Source organism: Sphingobacterium sp. MAE, from assembly GCF_056711605.1.
This window is the reverse complement of record NZ_CM160044.1, coordinates 1,942,831-1,961,949: the sequence shown is the minus strand read 5'-3', so window position 1 is coordinate 1,961,949 and position 19,119 is coordinate 1,942,831. Positions and strand designations below refer to the sequence as shown.

The 19,119-nt window shown below is 37.6% G+C and carries 16 protein-coding genes; 11 read left to right on the top strand and 5 right to left on the bottom strand.

All coding sequences use genetic code 11. The features are described from left to right. Positions 1 to 26 precede the first annotated feature (26 nt). Together AC06G9_RS08330 and mazG are read left to right on the top strand one after the other, a co-directional pair. The gene (locus AC06G9_RS08330) at positions 27 to 1,514 is read left to right on the top strand and encodes an aminotransferase-like domain-containing protein (RefSeq protein ID WP_260949899.1); all 1,488 of its coding nucleotides are present in this window, start codon (positions 27 to 29) and stop codon (positions 1,512 to 1,514) included. Between the two features lie 52 nt (positions 1,515 to 1,566). Continuing rightward, positions 1,567 to 2,379, top strand: coding sequence for a nucleoside triphosphate pyrophosphohydrolase (gene mazG, locus AC06G9_RS08325; protein ID WP_094771613.1), 813 nt, complete (start codon positions 1,567 to 1,569; stop codon positions 2,377 to 2,379). Positions 2,380 to 2,503: 124 nt separating this feature from the next. Here the strand turns inward: mazG and metA are convergent, their stop codons facing one another. Beyond that, positions 2,504 to 3,448, bottom strand: coding sequence for a homoserine O-acetyltransferase MetA (gene metA / locus AC06G9_RS08320; protein ID WP_045756094.1), 945 nt, complete (start codon positions 3,446 to 3,448; stop codon positions 2,504 to 2,506). A 203-nt stretch (positions 3,449 to 3,651) separates the two neighbouring features. Then, on the bottom strand, positions 3,652 to 4,554 hold the full coding sequence (locus tag AC06G9_RS08315; RefSeq protein WP_094771614.1) for a LysR family transcriptional regulator: 903 nt from the start codon (positions 4,552 to 4,554) through the stop codon (positions 3,652 to 3,654). 282 nt (positions 4,555 to 4,836) lie between these two features. Between AC06G9_RS08315 and hutH the strand changes: the two genes are divergently transcribed. The 7 genes from hutH to kdsB all read left to right on the top strand — a co-directional run bounded on the left by hutH (position 4,837) and on the right by kdsB (position 13,376). Next, positions 4,837 to 6,417, top strand: coding sequence for a histidine ammonia-lyase (gene hutH / locus AC06G9_RS08310; RefSeq protein WP_480957860.1), 1,581 nt, complete (start codon positions 4,837 to 4,839; stop codon positions 6,415 to 6,417). 2 nt (positions 6,418 to 6,419) lie between these two features. Beyond that, positions 6,420 to 7,676: an imidazolonepropionase gene (gene hutI / locus AC06G9_RS08305; RefSeq protein ID WP_480957859.1), complete on the top strand. Its 1,257-nt coding sequence runs from the start codon at positions 6,420 to 6,422 to the stop codon at positions 7,674 to 7,676. Further along, the gene (locus tag AC06G9_RS08300) at positions 7,670 to 9,688 is read left to right on the top strand and encodes a urocanate hydratase (RefSeq protein ID WP_480957858.1); all 2,019 of its coding nucleotides are present in this window, start codon (positions 7,670 to 7,672) and stop codon (positions 9,686 to 9,688) included. Before hutI ends, AC06G9_RS08300 begins: the two co-directional genes overlap by 7 nt. Next, positions 9,678 to 10,637, top strand: a complete 960-nt coding sequence (gene hutG / locus AC06G9_RS08295) for a formimidoylglutamase (protein WP_045753547.1) — start codon at positions 9,678 to 9,680, stop codon at positions 10,635 to 10,637. The genes AC06G9_RS08300 and hutG overlap by 11 nt, the downstream gene beginning before the upstream one ends. A 293-nt stretch (positions 10,638 to 10,930) precedes the next feature. Then, on the top strand, positions 10,931 to 11,929 hold the full coding sequence (gene trpS, locus AC06G9_RS08290) for a tryptophan--tRNA ligase (RefSeq protein ID WP_045753548.1): 999 nt from the start codon (positions 10,931 to 10,933) through the stop codon (positions 11,927 to 11,929). An 18-nt stretch (positions 11,930 to 11,947) separates the two neighbouring features. Beyond that, positions 11,948 to 12,562: a deoxynucleoside kinase gene (locus AC06G9_RS08285; protein WP_094771620.1), complete on the top strand. Its 615-nt coding sequence runs from the start codon at positions 11,948 to 11,950 to the stop codon at positions 12,560 to 12,562. Positions 12,563 to 12,632: 70 nt separating this feature from the next. After that, a complete protein-coding gene (gene kdsB, locus AC06G9_RS08280) occupies positions 12,633 to 13,376 on the top strand; it encodes a 3-deoxy-manno-octulosonate cytidylyltransferase (RefSeq protein ID WP_293925279.1) in 744 nt (247 codons plus the stop codon). Between the two features lies 1 nt (position 13,377). Here the strand turns inward: kdsB and AC06G9_RS08275 are convergent, their stop codons facing one another. From AC06G9_RS08275 to AC06G9_RS08265, 3 genes are read right to left on the bottom strand one after another with little or no spacing between them, the layout of a single operon-like run. After that, the gene (locus AC06G9_RS08275) at positions 13,378 to 14,283 is read right to left on the bottom strand and encodes an aldo/keto reductase (RefSeq protein ID WP_480957857.1); all 906 of its coding nucleotides are present in this window, start codon (positions 14,281 to 14,283) and stop codon (positions 13,378 to 13,380) included. After that, on the bottom strand, positions 14,273 to 14,980 hold the full coding sequence (locus AC06G9_RS08270; RefSeq protein ID WP_045753552.1) for an FKBP-type peptidyl-prolyl cis-trans isomerase: 708 nt from the start codon (positions 14,978 to 14,980) through the stop codon (positions 14,273 to 14,275). The genes AC06G9_RS08275 and AC06G9_RS08270 overlap by 11 nt, the downstream gene beginning before the upstream one ends. Positions 14,981 to 14,986: 6 nt before the next feature. Further along, positions 14,987 to 15,973, bottom strand: coding sequence for a glycosyltransferase family protein (locus AC06G9_RS08265; RefSeq protein WP_045753553.1), 987 nt, complete (start codon positions 15,971 to 15,973; stop codon positions 14,987 to 14,989). Positions 15,974 to 16,121: 148 nt separating this feature from the next. Here AC06G9_RS08265 and AC06G9_RS08260 point away from each other — a divergent pair, with 148 nt between their 5' ends. Together AC06G9_RS08260 and AC06G9_RS08255 are read left to right on the top strand one after the other, a co-directional pair. Beyond that, positions 16,122 to 17,060, top strand: coding sequence for a zinc dependent phospholipase C family protein (locus tag AC06G9_RS08260; protein ID WP_293925282.1), 939 nt, complete (start codon positions 16,122 to 16,124; stop codon positions 17,058 to 17,060). A 91-nt stretch (positions 17,061 to 17,151) separates the two neighbouring features. Further along, positions 17,152 to 19,041 carry a TonB-dependent receptor plug domain-containing protein gene (locus AC06G9_RS08255; RefSeq protein WP_480957856.1) on the top strand — a complete coding sequence of 630 codons (1,890 nt, stop codon included), beginning with the start codon at positions 17,152 to 17,154 and terminating at the stop codon, positions 19,039 to 19,041. Positions 19,042 to 19,119 lie beyond the last annotated feature (78 nt).

Sequence of the window (19,119 nt, the reverse complement as noted above, 5' to 3'; positions counted from 1 at the left end):
TTTGATAAATTCAATTTATATGGCAAATGAATAGTCCGGGGCAAATTCCTTTTAATAGCTTTATCCACTTAAATAGACAGGATAGCACTGCTATTTATGTACAATTGGCACAGCAAATTATTCAGGCTATCCAACGAGGTTTTATACCTATCGGAACGAAATTACCAGGGAGCCGACAACTGGCTCACACTTTATCCATCCATCGTAACACCGTCGTAGCAGCTTTGCAGGAACTTGAGGCACAAGGATGGATTGACGTCAAAGCGAACATTGGATCGTTTGTTCTTAAAAATTCTACGAAAGCAAAGAAAAATATCGAACGATCTGGTACAGTAGTACAGAAACAGTATGCTGGGCAGACAGGTTATGAATTTGAAAAGAGCACCATATTAGAAAATCCTTTCGAACCCAGTATGTGTGTACTGAAATTTGATGATGGTATTGCCGACAGCAGGCTTTCTCCCATTTACCAGCTATCCAAATTTTATACGGCAAACTTAAAGCGAAAAAAAAACTTAAAATATCTAGGTTCCATCGACCAAAACAGACCGGCATCTTTTAGAGAACAATTGTGCAACTTTTTAAACCAAAGCAGAGGGTTACACATCCAACCTAAAAATCTTTTAATAACGCGCTCTGTCGAAATGAGTACTTATATCATTGCTCAAACTCTCTTGCAAGCGCATGATCTGGTCATTGTCGGTCAGCCCAGTTATTTTGCAGCGAATATGATTTTTCAGCAAGCTGGTGCAAGAATTAAATCTATACCTGTAGATCATGATGGTATTGTGATCGAAGCTCTTGAGCAGATCTGTCAAACACACAAAATAAGACTTCTCTATCTTACTCCGCATCATCATTATCCGACTACAGTAACGCTGAGCCCGCAGAGAAGAACGGCGGTACTACATCTGTCTTCCCAATATGGTTTTGCGGTCATTGAAGATGATTATGATTATGAGTTTCATTATAATGAGGCTCCCCTTATGCCCATGGCGACTGTAGATTATGATGGTATGGTCATCTACACCGGCAGCTTTGGCAAATCGTTAGCACCGGGCTTTAGAACTGGCTTTATCGTCGCTCCTGAAAATCTGATTTTAGAGCTACAAAAGCTGTTAAATATGATGGATCATCAAGGTGATTTTGTGATGGAACAAGTGCTAAGCGATCTGATAGAGGAAGGTGAAATACACCGATCGTTAAAAAAATCGATAAAACTTTATAAAGAAAGACGCAATTATATGAGTTATTTATTTGCCCGTGACCTGCATGAATATGTAGATTTTGAGATCCCTAATGGCGGACTTGCACTTTGGACCAATTGGTCTAAAAATATAAATTTAATCCAGTTGAGAAAGGAATGCGCTAGGGCGAATCTATTTTTACCTAAAACTATCTTGTACCAAGCGAAGGATATGACAGCAATACGAGTAGGATTTGGCAATTTGAATGAAGTAGAAATGGAAAAAAGCGTCACCATCCTTGCTGAGTCACTAGCCAGAATAATATAGAAGTTTGTATTTTTCATCATTAAATCCCTAATTTTACATTAAATTTTTCACTATGAGCTATCCCATTCCTGCTAGCGAGTCGACTCCAGCAACTGCTTTTCAACGATTATTAGATGTCTTATATACGCTTCGTGTAGCTTGTCCCTGGGACAAAAAACAAACGATGGAATCATTGCGTCACCTCACGATCGAGGAGCTCTATGAACTTACAGATGCTATTTTGGACGAAGATTACCCAGAGATCAAAAAAGAATTGGGTGATGTGATGATGCACTTGGTATTTTATGCCCGTATCGCGGAAGAAGAAAATCGCTTTACGATTGTGGATGTCTTAAATGGCATCTGTGACAAGCTGATCAGCCGTCATCCGCATGTATATGGCGATATCAATGTGGAGAATGAGGATCAAGTAAAACAAAACTGGGAGACGCTTAAGCTAAAAGAGGGAAACAAATCTGTATTATCTGGTGTACCTCATGGTCTACCTGCTTTGGTAAAAGCGTATCGGATCCAAGATAAAGTTCGTGGAGTAGGATTTGACTGGGAAGACAAGAAGGAAGTCTGGGCTAAAGTGGAGGAAGAATTAGCTGAATTTAAGGCTGAGTACGATATTGACAAACCAGAAGAATCAGATCTCGATAAAGCAGAAGGTGAATTTGGAGATTTGCTATTTTCATTAATAAATTATGCAAGGCATATTGGTATTAATCCTGAAAATGCATTGGAGCGTACAAATAAAAAATTTATCAGCCGCTTTACTTATCTCGAACAAAGAGCAGGTGAAAATGGACAGAACCTACAGGATATGACTTTGGAGGAAATGGACGTCTACTGGAATGAGGCGAAAAAATTAGCGAAATCGTAATAAACCTGAACTTTCGGATCTTTTTGATATGTAAAACTCACTATAGATAAAAAAAAGCCTTAAAATATAGCGGATATGATCTGCTATATTTTAAGGCTTTTTTACTTTATGATTAAACTTGAGATTAGTTTTGTCTTTTAATATCTTCTAATGTTTCCAGTTCGTTGAGATCGAATGGAGTCTCTTGATAAACATAATAATTCAACCAATTATTAAACAACAAATTAGCATGTCCTGACCATCTGACCAAAGGTCCTTGAGCTGGGTCATTGTTTAAGTAGTAATTATCTGGAACCTCTATCTCGAGCCCTTTCTCTACATCACGCATATATTCTGTATGCAAAGTCAAGGGAGCGTATTCGGAATGTCCTGTCAAATAAAATTCTCTTCCACCGCGTGATGATAAAATAGCTAAGCCTGCTTCTGGCGACTCGGACAATAGTTCAATTTCTGGTTTATTTTCAATTTCTGATTTTAATATCGTGGTATGTCTACTGTGTGGGATGAAAAATTCATCGTCAAAGCCTCTGAATAATGGATTGGTTTTATCTAAAGTGGTATGCTTAAACACGCCGAATAGCTTTTCAGCCAATGGGCTTTTTTCAACTCCATAAAAGTGATAGAGTGCCGCTTGTGATGCCCAGCAAATATATAAGGTTGAAGTGACGTGTTTTTTTGCCCAGTCGAAAATACGGGTGACTTCATCCCAATAGTTAACTTCTTCAAAAGGCATCATCTCGACAGGCGCACCTGTAATGATCATACCATCATAATACTGATCTTCTATTGCTGAAAAAGACTTATAAAATAGCTCTAAATGCTCCTGAGGAGTATTTTTAGACATATGAGTATCCAATCGTAAAAATTCGACTTCAACCTGCAATGGATTATTTGACAATAATCTAATAAAATCGGTCTCTGTTGTAATTTTTAACGGCATTAAATTTAGAATGAGCACCTTCATGGGACGAATGTCTTGTTCGTTGGCTCTCAGATCGCTCATTACAAAAATATTTTCCTTTTTTAATAGCTCAATAGCTGGCAAATTATCTGGTATTTTTACTGGCATATGCTTTCTCCCTCCCCTTGGTTTAGTTTGGGTATAAATATAAAAAAAATTAAATTACTAATCTCCCAAATACTGATAATAACAACAATTAAATATTGTTTAACAGGGATTTGACTCATAGAAAAAGCACGCAGAGGGTACCTTTCAATCTTAAAATAATAGATGGCAAGAATATCGATTATTAGATTTTTTCAGATTCGGTTTTACTGAGAAAGACTAAGTTCCTTTTGTACCACATTTAAGAAAAGATCAATTCCCGGATGGCTGACACTGGCATTATAGATCAATGATAAGGTGGTCCTTTGCTTAATATGGATTAAATCAATAAATTTCACTTTTGAAGTATAACCTTTTTTTAATGAGGCTGGAACAATCGCTACTCCTAACCCCTGTTCCACAAGATTAAAGATGGTCAAGGCATTGACTGTACGTAAAGCTACATGCGGATCAAATGCCGCATCTTTAAAAATGCTCATCACTAAATCATAATAGGAATGACTATAGTCTTTTGAAAAAAGAATAAAGGGTTCATTCTTGAATTCACTCACACTGGTGAAGTTTGCCTGCTGAATGGGGTAATCTCCTGGAACAACTAAAGAAAAGTGCTCTTTGACGATGGCAATATGATGAATTCCTTTTGGAAAATCATCTAATCGAACAAATCCAAAATCTAATTCTTCTTTCAATACCTTTGCAATCTGCATTTCATTCGATAGTTCCTGCAAGTCGACTTCTACTAAAGGGAAATCATGTTTCAGATGGACCAATACTTTAGCAAGGACAGATTGAACAGCAGATCCAATAAAGCCAAGACGAAGTTCCGTAAGATCGTCAGATCCCATAATACGGAGCTCACGTGTCATCTTATCCATGTGGCTGAATAAAAGATCTACTTCCTTTTTTAGATATACTCCTGCTCCGGTCAATCGCACATAGCGTTTACCCCTATCAAATAAAACAGCCTGATAGATATCTTCCATTTGTTTGATCTGGCGCGATAACCCCGGTTGGGAGATATAAAGTCGTTCAGCTGCTTTTCTAAAATGTAATTCCTCTGCTAAGACTTTAAAATAATAAAGATGCCTCAATTCTATTTGATAACTCATAGTAATCAACACTTGTCAAAATTGGTATTTATAATCATTAAAGATATCAGTTAAATTTGAGATAATAGAATGAAATCATAGCGGGCAAAGTATTTTTTATCCTGCGACAATGGTATAATCGGCGTACGTGAAATCTAAAAAATAGGCTTACTGTATTTCGCAATATGATTCTTCATGATTTTAAAAAGCTTAAAATAATATGGCTGCTCAAAACCAAATAATCAAGTCGCGTGCAGCAAATTTATCCAAAGATGTGGATACACGTTTAATACAATTTATTCAATGGAAAATAAACTAAAAATATTTCAATACGGCAATGATCAATTAACTTGTTCTATCGCCATGCAACTTGCGACAGGACGTATTAAAGGAGAACTCACTGCATCAACTATAGAAAAGGTCGTACAAAGCGCTCAATATGTGCAAGATACAGTTGATTCTAATAAAATAGTGTATGGTATCAATACTGGATTTGGACCGTTATGTACTACGTTAATCAATCCTGCAGACACTAAAAAATTACAAGAAAATATTTTAAAAAGTCATGCCGTGGGTGTCGGAGAACCGATCGATAAGCAATTGTCCAAATTGATGATGATCTTAAAGGTGCATGCGCTTGCTAAAGGATATTCGGGGATTCAGTTGACCACATTGGAACGCATGATATGGTTTATTGATCATGATATCGTCCCGATCGTTCCCAAGCAAGGATCTGTAGGTGCTTCTGGAGATCTTGCCCCGCTCTCCCATTTATTTTTACCAATAATTGGATTAGGAAAAGTTTGGTATCAAAATGAGATACGACAAACTTCAGAGGTATTAGCATTATTGGGAACGAATGCGATTACATTGGGTGCCAAGGAAGGGTTAGCGCTCATAAATGGAACACAATTTATGGCGGCACATGCTGTTAAAGCGGTCTCAGAAATGCATAATTTACTTGAAAATGCAGATCTGATTGCAACATTGATGATAGAGGGTTTAAATGGATCGATCAAACCCTTTTTTGCACAACTCCATCAACTTAGACCTTACAAAGGAAACCAATACGTAGCAAGTACTATCTATAACTTATTACAGGATTCGGAAATAGTGACTTCTCACCATAATTGTTCGCGTGTTCAAGATCCTTATTCCTTACGCTGTATTCCGCAAATACATGGTGCATCGCGCAACGCATGGTTACATTTAAAAGATACCATTGAAATTGAGATCAATTCTGTAACAGATAATCCGATTATTATCGACAGTGAATTGACTATTAGTGGGGGAAGTTTTCACGGTCAGCCGATTGCACTTCCTATTGATTATGCGACATTGGCGATCTCTGAAATCGGAAACGTTTCTGATAGACGCGTCTATCTTTCACTGGAAGGTGATACACCAAATGTGCCCAAATTACTATTGAAAGAAACTGGCCTCAACTCAGGTTTTATGATCTTACAATATAGTACTGCGGCATTGGCAAGTGAAAATAAAGGATTATGCTTTCCGTCCAGTGCTGACAGCATCCCAACATCATTAGGACAAGAGGATCATGTGAGCATGGGATCTATCGGCGCGCGAAAATTGCTACAAGTCATCAATAATGTCGGCAATATACTGAGTATCGAACTCATCTGTGCGGCACAGGCTTTTGATTTTCATAAACCACTCCAATCGACAGCTATTATGGAAGCAGTGCATGAGGAAATCAGAAAAGTGATACCACATATAACGGAAGATCAAATGATGGAAGATATTCTTTCTGCTGCGCAACAACTTATTTCTTCAGGATGCTTGGTGCAGGTTGCAAAACAAATAGCGGAGGAGCAACATGTGCCTTATCACGGATTACATCACGAATATTTTAATAATTTTTAATAATGGATAAAATATTAATTGGTCCCTTCTCTCAATTGCTATCATTTGATAAAACGCCATTAAAAGGAGCGTTAGGAGATGATCAGATCGAAATTGCGAAAAACGCTGGCATAGTGGTTGAAGACGGTAAAATAGTCGCGATTGGCGACTATCATGATTTAAAAAAAAGTGTACATAACGAGGCAGAACTGCTATTGACGGAAGGCGATACCGTATGTGTCCCAGGTTATATCGACTGCCACACGCACCTAGCATTTGCTGGAAATCGAGCAAATGACTTTGCATTACGAAATGCTGGTGCCAGCTATCTTGAAATTGCAGAATCAGGTGGAGGTATCTGGAGTACCGTACTGCATACTCGAGCGGCCAGCGAATCGGACTTGACTGCACATATCGTCCACTATGCAAAAGAATTATTAGCACAAGGAATCACCACTATTGAAGTTAAAAGTGGATATGGGTTATCCATCAAAGAGGAACTAAAAATACTGCGTGCCATCAAAAAAGCACAACAAGCTCTTTCAGTTGACTTGATTCCGACTTGTCTAGCAGCTCATATGAAGCCCAAAGACTATACGGGTAGCAGTAAAGACTACCTGAATGAAATCGCTCATGAGCTTTTCCCAGTATTAAAAAGTGAACAGCTGACCAACAGAATTGATGCCTTTATTGAAAAAAGTGCTTTCACTGCCGATCAGATTGAACAGTACTTCAGCAAAGCTAAAGAAATGGGCTTTGACATCACGGTACATGCTGATCAATTTTCAACATCAGGATCTGCGGTTGCAGTTCGATTTGAAGCAGTAAGTGCAGATCATCTGGAAGCATCAACCGATTTGGAAATTGAATTATTGGCAAATAGCCATACTGTTGCTGTCGCATTGCCAGGTGCGTCAATTGGTATCGGTTGCGCGTTCACTCCTGCTCGAAAGCTCTTGGACCGCGGGGCCTGCTTAGCTATTGCTACTGACTGGAATCCGGGATCTGCGCCAATGGGTCAACTCATGATACAGGCTACTATTCTAGCAACTGCAGAAAAATTGTCAAATGCTGAACTCTTTGCTGCAATTACATACCGGGCTGCTCAAGCGCTCCATTTGAGCGACCGGGGAAGACTGCGAAAGGGAGAATTTGCTGATTTTGTTGTCTACAAAACCAATAATTATCAAAATATCACTTACAGCCAAGGTACTTTAAAACCTATTCAGGTATGGAAGAAAGGAACTTTGATTTATATAAAAGGAGATGAAACATGTTAACTTTTAAAGACGAAATATTACAGGGAATACCTAAGCATTTACCTCCAAAAGTTGCTTATGATGCGAGTGTAAGTCATGCTCCTAAACGTAAAGACATCTTATCCAAAGAAGAGAAAAAATTAGCGATAAAAAATGCGCTTCGTTATTTTCCTATGGATTGGCATGTCGAATTGGGAAAAGAGTTTCTTCAAGAATTAGTACAATTTGGACGTATCTACATGCATCGTTTTCGCCCCAGCTATACGATGTATGCAAGACCAATTGCGGACTATCCTGGCGAAAGTCTTCAAGCGCGAAGTATCATGCTGATGATTCAGAACAACCTCGACCCCGCTATTGCACAACATCCTCATGAGCTCATCACCTATGGTGGAAATGGTGCTGTGTTTCAAAATTGGGCACAGTATGTATTGACCATGCAATACTTAGCTCAAATGACCGATAATCAAACGCTGCACATGTATAGCGGTCATCCTATGGGATTATTTCCTTCGTCAAAAGATGCTCCAAGGGTTGTGATTACCAATGGTATGATGATTCCAAATTATTCTAGACCTGATGATTGGGAGAAGTATAATGCCCTGGGTGTGACACAGTATGGTCAAATGACAGCTGGCTCCTATATGTACATCGGACCCCAAGGTATCGTCCACGGTACTACCATAACGGTCATGAATGCTTTTCGAAAGCAATTGTCAAAAGAGGAAAGTATACATGGCAAGGTATTTTTGACTTCGGGATTGGGGGGAATGAGTGGTGCACAACCTAAAGCGGGCAATATAGCTGGCTGCATTACCGTCTGCGCAGAGGTTAATCCTGCTGCTGCTCGCAAAAGATATGAGCAAGGATGGGTAGATGTATTAATAGAAAATATGCATGAACTCATTACTTTTGTGAGGCAAGCTATTGAAGACAAACAAATTGTTGCCATCGCTTATATAGGCAATATCATCGAAGTCTGGGAATCTTTCCTGCACGCCGACATTCAGATTACCGTAGGTTCTGATCAAACTTCTTTGCATAATCCTTGGGCAGGTGGCTACTACCCTATCGGATTAACCTTTGAAGAGTCGAATGTCTTGATGGCGGAAAAACCGGAACAATTTAAAAGAGAAGTACAACAATCGTTAATTCGTCACGTGAAGGCAATCAACGATCATGTCGCACGAGGCACGTACTTCTTCGATTACGGTAATGCTTTTTTACTAGAAAGTAGCCGTGCCGGAGCAGAGGTAATGGCAACGGATGGTATCAATTTCCGTTACCCTTCTTATGTACAAGATATTTTAGGACCGATGTGCTTTGATTATGGATTTGGCCCTTTTCGTTGGGTATGTACTTCTGCGGATCCAGATGATTTAAAAACGACAGATCAAATAGCATTAAACGTTCTAAAAGACTTACAAAACACAGCTTATGCCGAAATTCAGCAACAATTGGGGGATAATATCAAATGGATTGAACAAGCTGACCAAAATAAACTGGTTGTAGGCTCTCAAGCTCGAATCTTGTATGCTGATGCGATCGGTAGAATACGAATAGCAAAAGCATTTAATCTGGCTGTCCGAAATGGCGAATTAAGTGCTCCAATTGTACTGGGAAGAGATCATCACGATGTCAGCGGAACAGATTCTCCTTACAGGGAAACTAGTAACATCTATGATGGAAGCAAATTTACAGCAGATATGGCTATCCATAATGTCATCGGTGATAGCTTTAGAGGAGCGACTTGGGTCTCTATTCACAATGGTGGTGGTGTTGGTTGGGGTGAGGTTATTAATGGCGGTTTTGGTTTGTTGTTGGATGGCTCTGAAGATGCAGATCGAAAACTCGAAAATATGCTTTTTTATGATGTGAACAATGGTATAGCACGTCGTGCATGGGCTCGAAATGATACGGCTAGACAGGCTATTGAAGTCGAATTGGCAAGAACTAAATCCCTAAAAGTAACGTTGGCAAATCGTGTTGAAACAGCAGCAATAAATCAAATTTTTGAAGAATATGGAGACTAGGCATTGGACCTATTATGATCGGGCAGATTTAAAAAAATGGTCTGGTCGTATAGATGGTACGACAGAGGAGCATTTAAGATGGCATCAAATTATTCATTGCATTGATCTCAGGGATGAGCTGGATCTTAGCGGCAGTTATGTGCTACTAGGTTTTGCATGTGATGAGGGTGTGTTGCGAAATCTGGGGAGGCCCGGTGCGGCAAAGGGTCCTGAAATCTTAAAGCAAACGCTTGCAAACCTTCCTGTATTTCGGAATAAGAAAACGAAGCTGATTGATGCTGGGACAATCCATTGCAAAGATAAGCAACTGGAAAATTCCCAAGATGCACTTGGTTTTGTGATCCACCTTATTCTACAGCGTGGAGGATTCCCGATCGTACTGGGGGGTGGACATGAAATCACCTTTGGCCATTACTTAGGTCTCAAAGCTAATTACAAGAATAAACTTGGCATCATTAATTTTGACGCTCACTTTGACATCAGGAAACCGCAACATGAAATCCCAACATCAGGTACGGGTTTCTATCAGATCGCACAATTGGAAAAACAGCTGAATTACCTACCTATTGGGATACAAAAGATCAGCAATACTCAAGTTTTATTTGATACCGCAAGAGAGTATCAAATTAATTGGATAGAGTCACAAGATTTTCGGGATCGCAATAAAAAAGTAATCCTAGATCAAATCGATGCATTCATCAGCGGGATTGATCATCTATATCTAACAATAGATCTGGATGTATTTGCTGCAAGCTATGCTCCAGGAGTTAGTGCGGCTGCCTTTAATGGTATTGTTCCCGACGCATTTTTCCTTGACATATATACGCATATCATTGCTTCTGAAAAGCTCGTAAGTATAGATATTGCAGAACTTAATCCAGAGTATGATTATGATAATCATACCGCCAAGTTAGCGGCAGATCTACTATTTAGGCTCGTTATAGCTTAACAAACAATAAGTTTTAAATGACCTACTAAAAGCCTAAAAACATTACTAAAATTAGAAAACTGAACTGGATTTTCTAGCGACAATGTAGAGATCGATTAAAATGGATGAAGTTATGGATGAAATTTTATTTTTAACCTTAAGTTGCAATTATTCTAGTGATCGTTAACTAGAATAAGTATTTCCGCAGCTCTAGCGGTATTGACCCTAACCTAAATTAAAGTAAAAGAAAAAAAGGAAAAGAAAAAGTCAGCAGAACAATATTTAAGGAATTTATACTTAAATTCGCAAGCAATATGGAAACTGTTGTCAGTGGTATTAGAAGTACCGGAAAATTACATTTAGGAAACTACTACGGCGCATTAAGCAATTTTGTGAAAATGCAAAATGAATATAATTGTTATTTTTTCATTGCCGATTTACATTCTTTAACGACTCACCCAACACCTCACGGTCTTCAAACTACCGTTCGCCAAGTGATTGTGGAGTATCTTGCGGCTGGTATAGACCCTGAAAAATCAACAATATATGTACAATCGGATGTACCAGAAGTCTCCGAATTATACTTGTATATGAATATGAATGCTTATTTAGGTGAGCTCGAACGTGCAACAGCTTTTAAAGATAAAGTACGTAGCAATCCCGATAATGTCAATGCCGGACTGCTTACCTACCCTGTTTTGATGGCTTGTGATATCTTACTTCATCATGGTACAAAAGTTCCTGTTGGCAAAGACCAAGAGCAACATTTGGAAATGACCAGAACATTTGGTAATCGTTTTAATCGCTTGTACGATGTCGATTACTTTAAAGAAGCGTTTGCTTTTAGTTATTCGGATAAACTTGTTAAAATACCAGGATTGGCAGGACAAGGTAAAATGGGCAAATCTAACGGTGAAGCAGATTGCATCTATCTATCGGATAGTGCAGATGTGATTCGCAAAAAAGTCATGCGTGCTGTGTCAGATTCAGGTCCTACGGAAATGAACCAACCTAAACCAGAATCTATTCAAAATTTATTTGATTTGATGAAAGTGGTTTCAAGTGCTGATACCTTACAACATTTTGAAGATTTATATAATAATTGCGCCATTCGGTACGGTGACTTTAAGAAGCAACTAGCAGAAGATATGGTCAACACGACTGAACCGGTGCGTTCGCGAATTGAAGATATATCAAATGACAATGATTATATTGCTAAAGTGGCTAAGCTAGGTGCCGAAAAAGCTGGTGAATCAGCTCGTAAAACATTGAAAGAGGTGCGCGAGATCATTGGTATTAAAAGATTTTATTAAGAATTTAAACCCAAAAATATGCATATTGCTATTGTCGGAAATATTGGTGCCGGAAAAACAACCCTAACAAAATTATTAGCGGATCATTTTAAATATGAACCTCAATTTGAAGCAGTAGACAATAATCCATACTTAGAGGATTTTTATGCTGACATGAAGCGCTGGTCATTTAATTTGCAGATTTTTTTCTTGAATAGTCGCTTTAGACAAATTGTCGAATTGCAAAAAACAAATATTGATATGATCCAAGATCGTACAATTTACGAAGATGCTTATATCTTTGCTGAAAATTTGTATGATATGGGATTGATGAGTGCGCGTGATTTTGAAAATTATAGTAACATTTTTCAAAGTATCATACATTATATCAAACCTCCTGATTTATTAATATATTTAAAAGCCTCAGTCCCTACCCTGGTCAATAATATTCAGGTTCGTGGACGCGATTATGAGTCTGGCATTCGTTTAGATTATTTATCCAAATTGAATGAGAAATATGATAAATGGATCGATAATTACAAGGAGGGTAAGTTGATGATTCTTGATAAAGATAATTTAGATTTTACAAAGAATCCAGAAGATTTAGGTACTATCGTTGAAAAAATTGAATCCCAATTATTTGGTTTGTTTTAATCAACATAGGATAATATAATTCATAAGCCAGTTTTTGATAGAAACTGGCTTTACTTTTAAAGCTAAAATAATGAAGGTAATAGGTATTATTCCTGCACGGTATGCTTCTTCCAGATTTCCTGGAAAACCATTAATTGATATCGCTGGTAAATCCATGATTCAACGTGTATATGAACAAGTAAAAAGTGCAAGTTGTCTGCATGAGGTCATCGTAGCAACAGATGATGAGCGGATAGCTGAGCATGTGCGTAGCTTTGCTGGAAATGTCGCTATGACATCATCTGCACATCAATCTGGAACAGATCGTTGTGCAGAGGTGGTATCTAAGATCAGTGGGTTTGATATCGCAATCAATATTCAAGGAGATGAACCGTTTATAAATCCGCTACAGATCGAATTACTCACATCTTGTTTTAATAAGGAGGATACACAAATAGCTACGCTTGTCAAAAAAATTCATACAACGGAAGAATTGTTTAATGTCAATATCCCAAAAGTGGTACGTAATGCTCAGGAACAAGCAATTTACTTCTCGAGACAAACGATACCTTACTTGAGAGGCGTAGAACATGAGCAATGGCTCTCAAAACATACTTTTTATAAACATATTGGAATATATGGTTATAGAACCGCTGTTTTAAAAAAACTTACAGCGCTTCCTATAGGATCTTTGGAAGAGACAGAAGCTTTAGAACAATTGCGCTGGATCGAGCATGGATATACCATCCAAACGGCGGAAACAGAGCATGAAACAATCGCTGTCGATACAAAAGAAGATCTGGAACGTATTATACAAACTTATTTCACCTCCTAAATTAACGGTGCTCCGTAAAATATAATGCACGGACACCGCTTAACAATTCTTTTTTTTCTGTTAAACTTAAAAGACGAATCTGTTCTTTAATTTGAATAAATTCGGTCATTTGCAATGGGGTATTTATGCCCAATAACGCGGAAGTCACGGCTTCATTGGATAGTACAAAAGATAGCGCAGCGGTGAGGTTGTTAACTTCGTGTCTTTTAGCAAAAGCATTCAGATTGCGGATGATATGCTGCACTTCACTGGAACTATATTGTAAAAAACTTTCAGCTGGTTTATTGATTAACATTCCTTTTGCGATTGCTCCTCTAGCCAATATCGACACTTGATTTTCCAACAAATAAGCGGCAATTTGTTCTTCTAAACGTCGATCAAGTAAACTATACTGCATCATGACAGCACTTATATTTGATTTTGCCACATACTGTCGAATGACATTGGGACGGATCGAGGATACACCATAGGTTCGAATTTTACCTGCATCGACGAGTGTTTCAAATGCTTCGATAATTTCATCTATGGGATCTTCAATAGTGCCTCCATGAAGCTGATAGAGATCGATATAATCTGTTTTTAATCGTGATAGTGATGATTCAACTGTTTTGATAATATAATGCTTGGAGGCTTTCCAATCCCAGCCGTTTCCATCAGCTCGCCAACTGTTTCCAACTTTAGTTGATAGCACAATATCCTTCCTGAAATCTTGTACGGCCTCACCAACGAGCATTTCATTAAATCCTTTTTCATATAAATCAGCGGTATCAAAGAAATTGATCCCGCTGTCAAATGCTTTACGAATGAGCTCTATGCCTTGCTTGTGCTTACTGCCCTTTAAGGACATACACCCTAAACCGACGGCCGAAACTTCTATAGCTGTTTTACCTAATTTATTATACTGCATCTTTGACAAAATCCAATAACTCAATATCAAATATCAAAATACTATTTGGCGGAATTGCACCCATATTTTGACTTCCATATCCTAATTTGCTAGGAACATAAAATCGATATTTGGCTCCCTTGGACATGAGTGGCACGCCTATTTTCCAACCTTCAATCACACGATCCAACTTCATTTTCAAGGGTTCATTGCGATCAAGAGAACTATCAAATTTTTTACCATCCAATAAGGTTCCCGTATAATGCACTGTTACTTCATTTTCACGACTAGGCTTTTCACCATTACCCTCGACCAATATTTCATATTGTAATCCTTCTTCCGTACTTTTGACTGTAGCTCTCTTAGCATTTTCAGTAAAAAAAGCTTGCTCTTTTGCAAGATTCTCTTTTTCTTTAAGTTCTCTGGCTTCATTAACGGCATTTTGGATCACAACACGTAATTGATCTTCTGCAATTAAAGAGTTCTGTCCATCAAGTGCACTGATGATAGCTTTGCCTATCAGTTCTTTATTCCAGTCGGCAATTTCTAAACTTTTTAAAGAACCACCAATATCGCGTCCAAAAGCATAAGAGATAGAATCTGCTTTTGAGGATAATAATGGTTTTACCGTTGTCGTTGTTTTTACGGTTTTCTTTTTCTGTTGTGCTGATACCGATAGTGTAGCCAAAGACAGTAATGCTAAAGCAATATATTTCATAAAATTTTAAGTATGTTTTGTCACAATATTAGTAATAATTTCTTGAGTATTATTTTTATAATCCACTACTACTCGAGATTTGCTATTTAACCAAGCTTCTATGGACAACATATTTTTTTGCTTAAGGCTAGATATGACAGGTACCCCCATTTCTTCTAAAGCTGCGGCATTCAAATGTTGTTCATACTGATTTTTCATCGGAACGACCAATAATTTCTTTTGTAGGAATAATGCTTCAGCAGGTGTTTCAAATCCTGCACCACATAGAACACCAGAAGAGCTTGCCATACTGGTGATGAAGGCATCGTTATTAATAGGACGTATGGAAACATTTTTCATATCAAAAGCGCGCGAATTATGTTTACTAAATACCTGCCAATTGATATCTGAAAATTTCATCAGATGCTTCAAGAGATGCGCATCATCATATGCTGGTAGATATACCGTATAATGCCCCTTGTCTTGCACATCGAGTCCACGAACAGAATTTCGAATAACCGGAGTAAATATGTTTTTATTATAACTTTTGAAGTGAAATCCATAAGCATAGGTAGAAGGAGCATAATTTTTCATGATAAATTTACCCAACATATCGGTATCATCGGGCTTAGGACTGGACGGGTCTAAAGCGGCAATCTGATGGCTCAACCCAATACAGGGATACTCTTTCATATGGGCCGACCAAGCAGATATGGGTTCAAAATCATTGATAACAAGATCGTACTGTTCGATAGGAAGTGATTTAATCTCCTGAGTAAATTTGCGAACCGTGGAACTCATAAATGTCTTCCAAAGATCTACTCCCCCCGATTTCCCAAAGATAAAGCTCAAACCATGTAATCGATACTTTACTTCAAACGGTAAAACCAAATCAGCCTGTGTCCCGCTAACCAATACATCTACTTCTCCAAAATTACGTAAACAAGGTACAATATCCATAGCTCGACTGAGATGACCATTTCCTGTACCCTGTACCGCATAAAGTATTTTCATAAACTTCGCGATTATTTATCGCCAAAATAAAAATTTTTGATGACATTAAAGTTAAATTTAGGTTAGGTTTTTATATTTCTCGAGAATAAATAGTTGGCATTTTAAATGATAGTATGTAACTTACTTTCTATTAACCAATTATTGAACTATGAAAAGATTATCCTTTATAATCTCTTTATTCATTATTTTTCTTCTATGCGGTTCTTGGGGATTTTTTGCACATAAAAAAATTAATGAATATGCTGTATATACCTTACCTCCTACATTAGCATCCTTTTATAAGAAAAATATTCTCTTAATTAGTGAGAAAGCTGTCGATGCAGATAAAAGATGTTACATCGATAGTCTCGAACCAACTCGTCATTATATCGACATCGATGATTTTGATGAACCTACTATTGACTCTATTCCGATACATTGGTCAAAAGCAAAAGAAAAATATCAAGAAAAACAGTTATTATTAACTGGAATCGTTCCTTGGCAAATCTCTTTCAGTTACAACAAATTAGTACAGGCATTTAAAGATAAAGATATTCCTAAGATTATTCGATTTTCAGCAGATTTGGGTCATTATATCGGGGATGCCCATGTCCCGCTTCATACCACTAAAAATTACAATGGACAATTGACTAACCAAATAGGTATACATGCTTTCTGGGAAAGTCGTCTACCCGAAATGTTTTCTAACAAATATGTATTTATTAAGGGGCGGGCACAGTTTATTAGCGATCCAATAACGACCGCTTGGGATATCGTAAAAGAAAGCAATCGACTTGTAGATTCTGTACTCATGCTTGAAAAACAATTGAACAATTCATTCTCAAAATATCAAAAATATGCATTCATTGAACGAAACAATATATTGATCAGAACTTATTCGGATGAATATGCAAATGCTTATCATCAACTACTCAATGGTATGGTTGAAAGAAGAATGACAGGCGCTATACAACAAGTAGGTGCATTTTGGTACTCTGCATGGGTGGAAGCTGGTCAACCAAACCTCAAAAACATAGGTAAAGTGACGATTGATGAGGCGCCGATCAATACAAAAAATAAAAAAAATATGGGTAGAGAAGAACTCTAAATCAGCCGGACTAGATACAATTTAAAAACCGGCACCTTAAAACACGACGTGATGAAATTACTTTTGTCCCATAAATTTTAAGACATGCCCTATGAGTAAAAAAGTTACCCTACTAGCACTTGCTTTAGTAGCATCTACTTATGCTTTTAGTCAAGTGAATAGTGATCAAGTCGCAAGATTAAAAGATACAACAAATTTAAGTGAGGTGATCATCAATCAAAATCGATTGCAAATTCCTTTTACAAAACAAACAAGAAATATTCAAATTATCACGCAGGAAGATATCAAACGGTTGCCTGCACGCTCTGTTAATGAATTATTAGCCTATATAAATGGTGTCGATATGCGCCAAAGAGGGCCATTTGGTTCGCAGGCTGACGTTAACATTGATGGGGGGTCTTTTGAGCAAACACTTATACTGTTAAACGGAGCTAAAATATCTGATCCACAAACAGCACATCATTCGCTTAACCTTCCTATTCCAACAGAAGCAATTGAACGTATTGAAATTATTAAGGGTCCTGCATCTCGAATTTATGGTATCAATAGTTTAACGGGTGCGATTAATATTGTCACCAAATCAGCAACGAGCAACCTCATCAGTGCTCATGTATACACGGGAAGCTCTTTTCAAAACAGTGAGGATACAAAAACTGGAAAATACTATGGTAAGGGGTTCCAGTTGGGGATTATGAATAAGATCGCTAAGTTTGACCAGCAGCTTTATTTAGGACATGAAGATTCAAATGGACAGCGCTATAACACCGCATCAAAAAACAATAAAATTTATTATCAAGGAACTTATACTCCAGATAGCTTAAATAATATTGCAACCTCTATTGGCTACATCGATAATCAGTTTGGAGCAAATGGCTATTACGCTTCTCCTGGAGATAAAGAATCTTACGAATTGGTTAAAACAGCTTTTGCAACCATACAGTCAAAACATAAACTCACCGAAACAATAACTTTATCTCCTCGGATTTCTAATCGTTATAATGAAGACGATTACCGTTATTTTAGACATGACCTCAGTAAAGCAAGAAGCCAACATTACAATAATGCTTTTATGGCAGAATTAAATGCTACTTACGATCAAAATTACGGTTCATTTGGATTAGGGGTTGAAAGTCGTTTTGAAAATATAACCAGTTCCAATATAGGTAAGCACAGTCGTGAAAACTATGGTGGATACATCGAATTCAAGACTGAAATGATCAAAAATCTATATATCAACTTGGGTACTTATGTCAATTATAACAGTGACTACAGTTGGCAAGTATTTCCAGGAATAGATTTAGGATATGATCTGAATACGAATTGGAAATTGATTTTTAATATGGGATCGAGTCAACGTATACCATCGTTTACAGATCTGTATTTAAATCAAAGGCCTGCTAACATTGGAAATCCACAATTGCAAGCTGAAAGAGCTAAACAAATTGAAGGGGCTGTCAAATATACGAATGCGCATATCATTGCACAAGCTGGATATTTCTACAGAACAATTAATGATTTTATAGACTGGACGCGTTCTGCAACTACTGAACCTTGGCAACCACAAAACATAGATCACAATAAGGTACAGGGTTTTAATGCTAATATACGTATAGACTTGAATGCCCCAGAAGCTTACACAAAATATTATGCTACAGTGGGCTATAGTTACTTAAATCCTAAAATAGAGAATGACCATAATAATGCCTCTAAATATGCTATTGAAAGTTTGAGAAATCAGGTTAACGTAAATTTGACAGTTAGTCATAAAAACTGGAGTTTAACCACAGCTAATCGCTTCAATGAACGACTTTCGTATAAATCGTACTATATATCAGATATTCGTCTTGCAAATCAGATCAACAAATTAAATATTTATGCAGATGCACAAAACCTGTTTAATGTGAAATACATTGAAGCGGGTGCAGTACCCATGCCTGGCACTTGGTACACGCTGGGTGCAAAGTATACAATTAGCTATTAAAGTAACAACTGGGTAGCTAAAATAAAATGGCCCCAAATAGTTCGTCACTATTTGGGGCACACTAATGGAACTACCCTT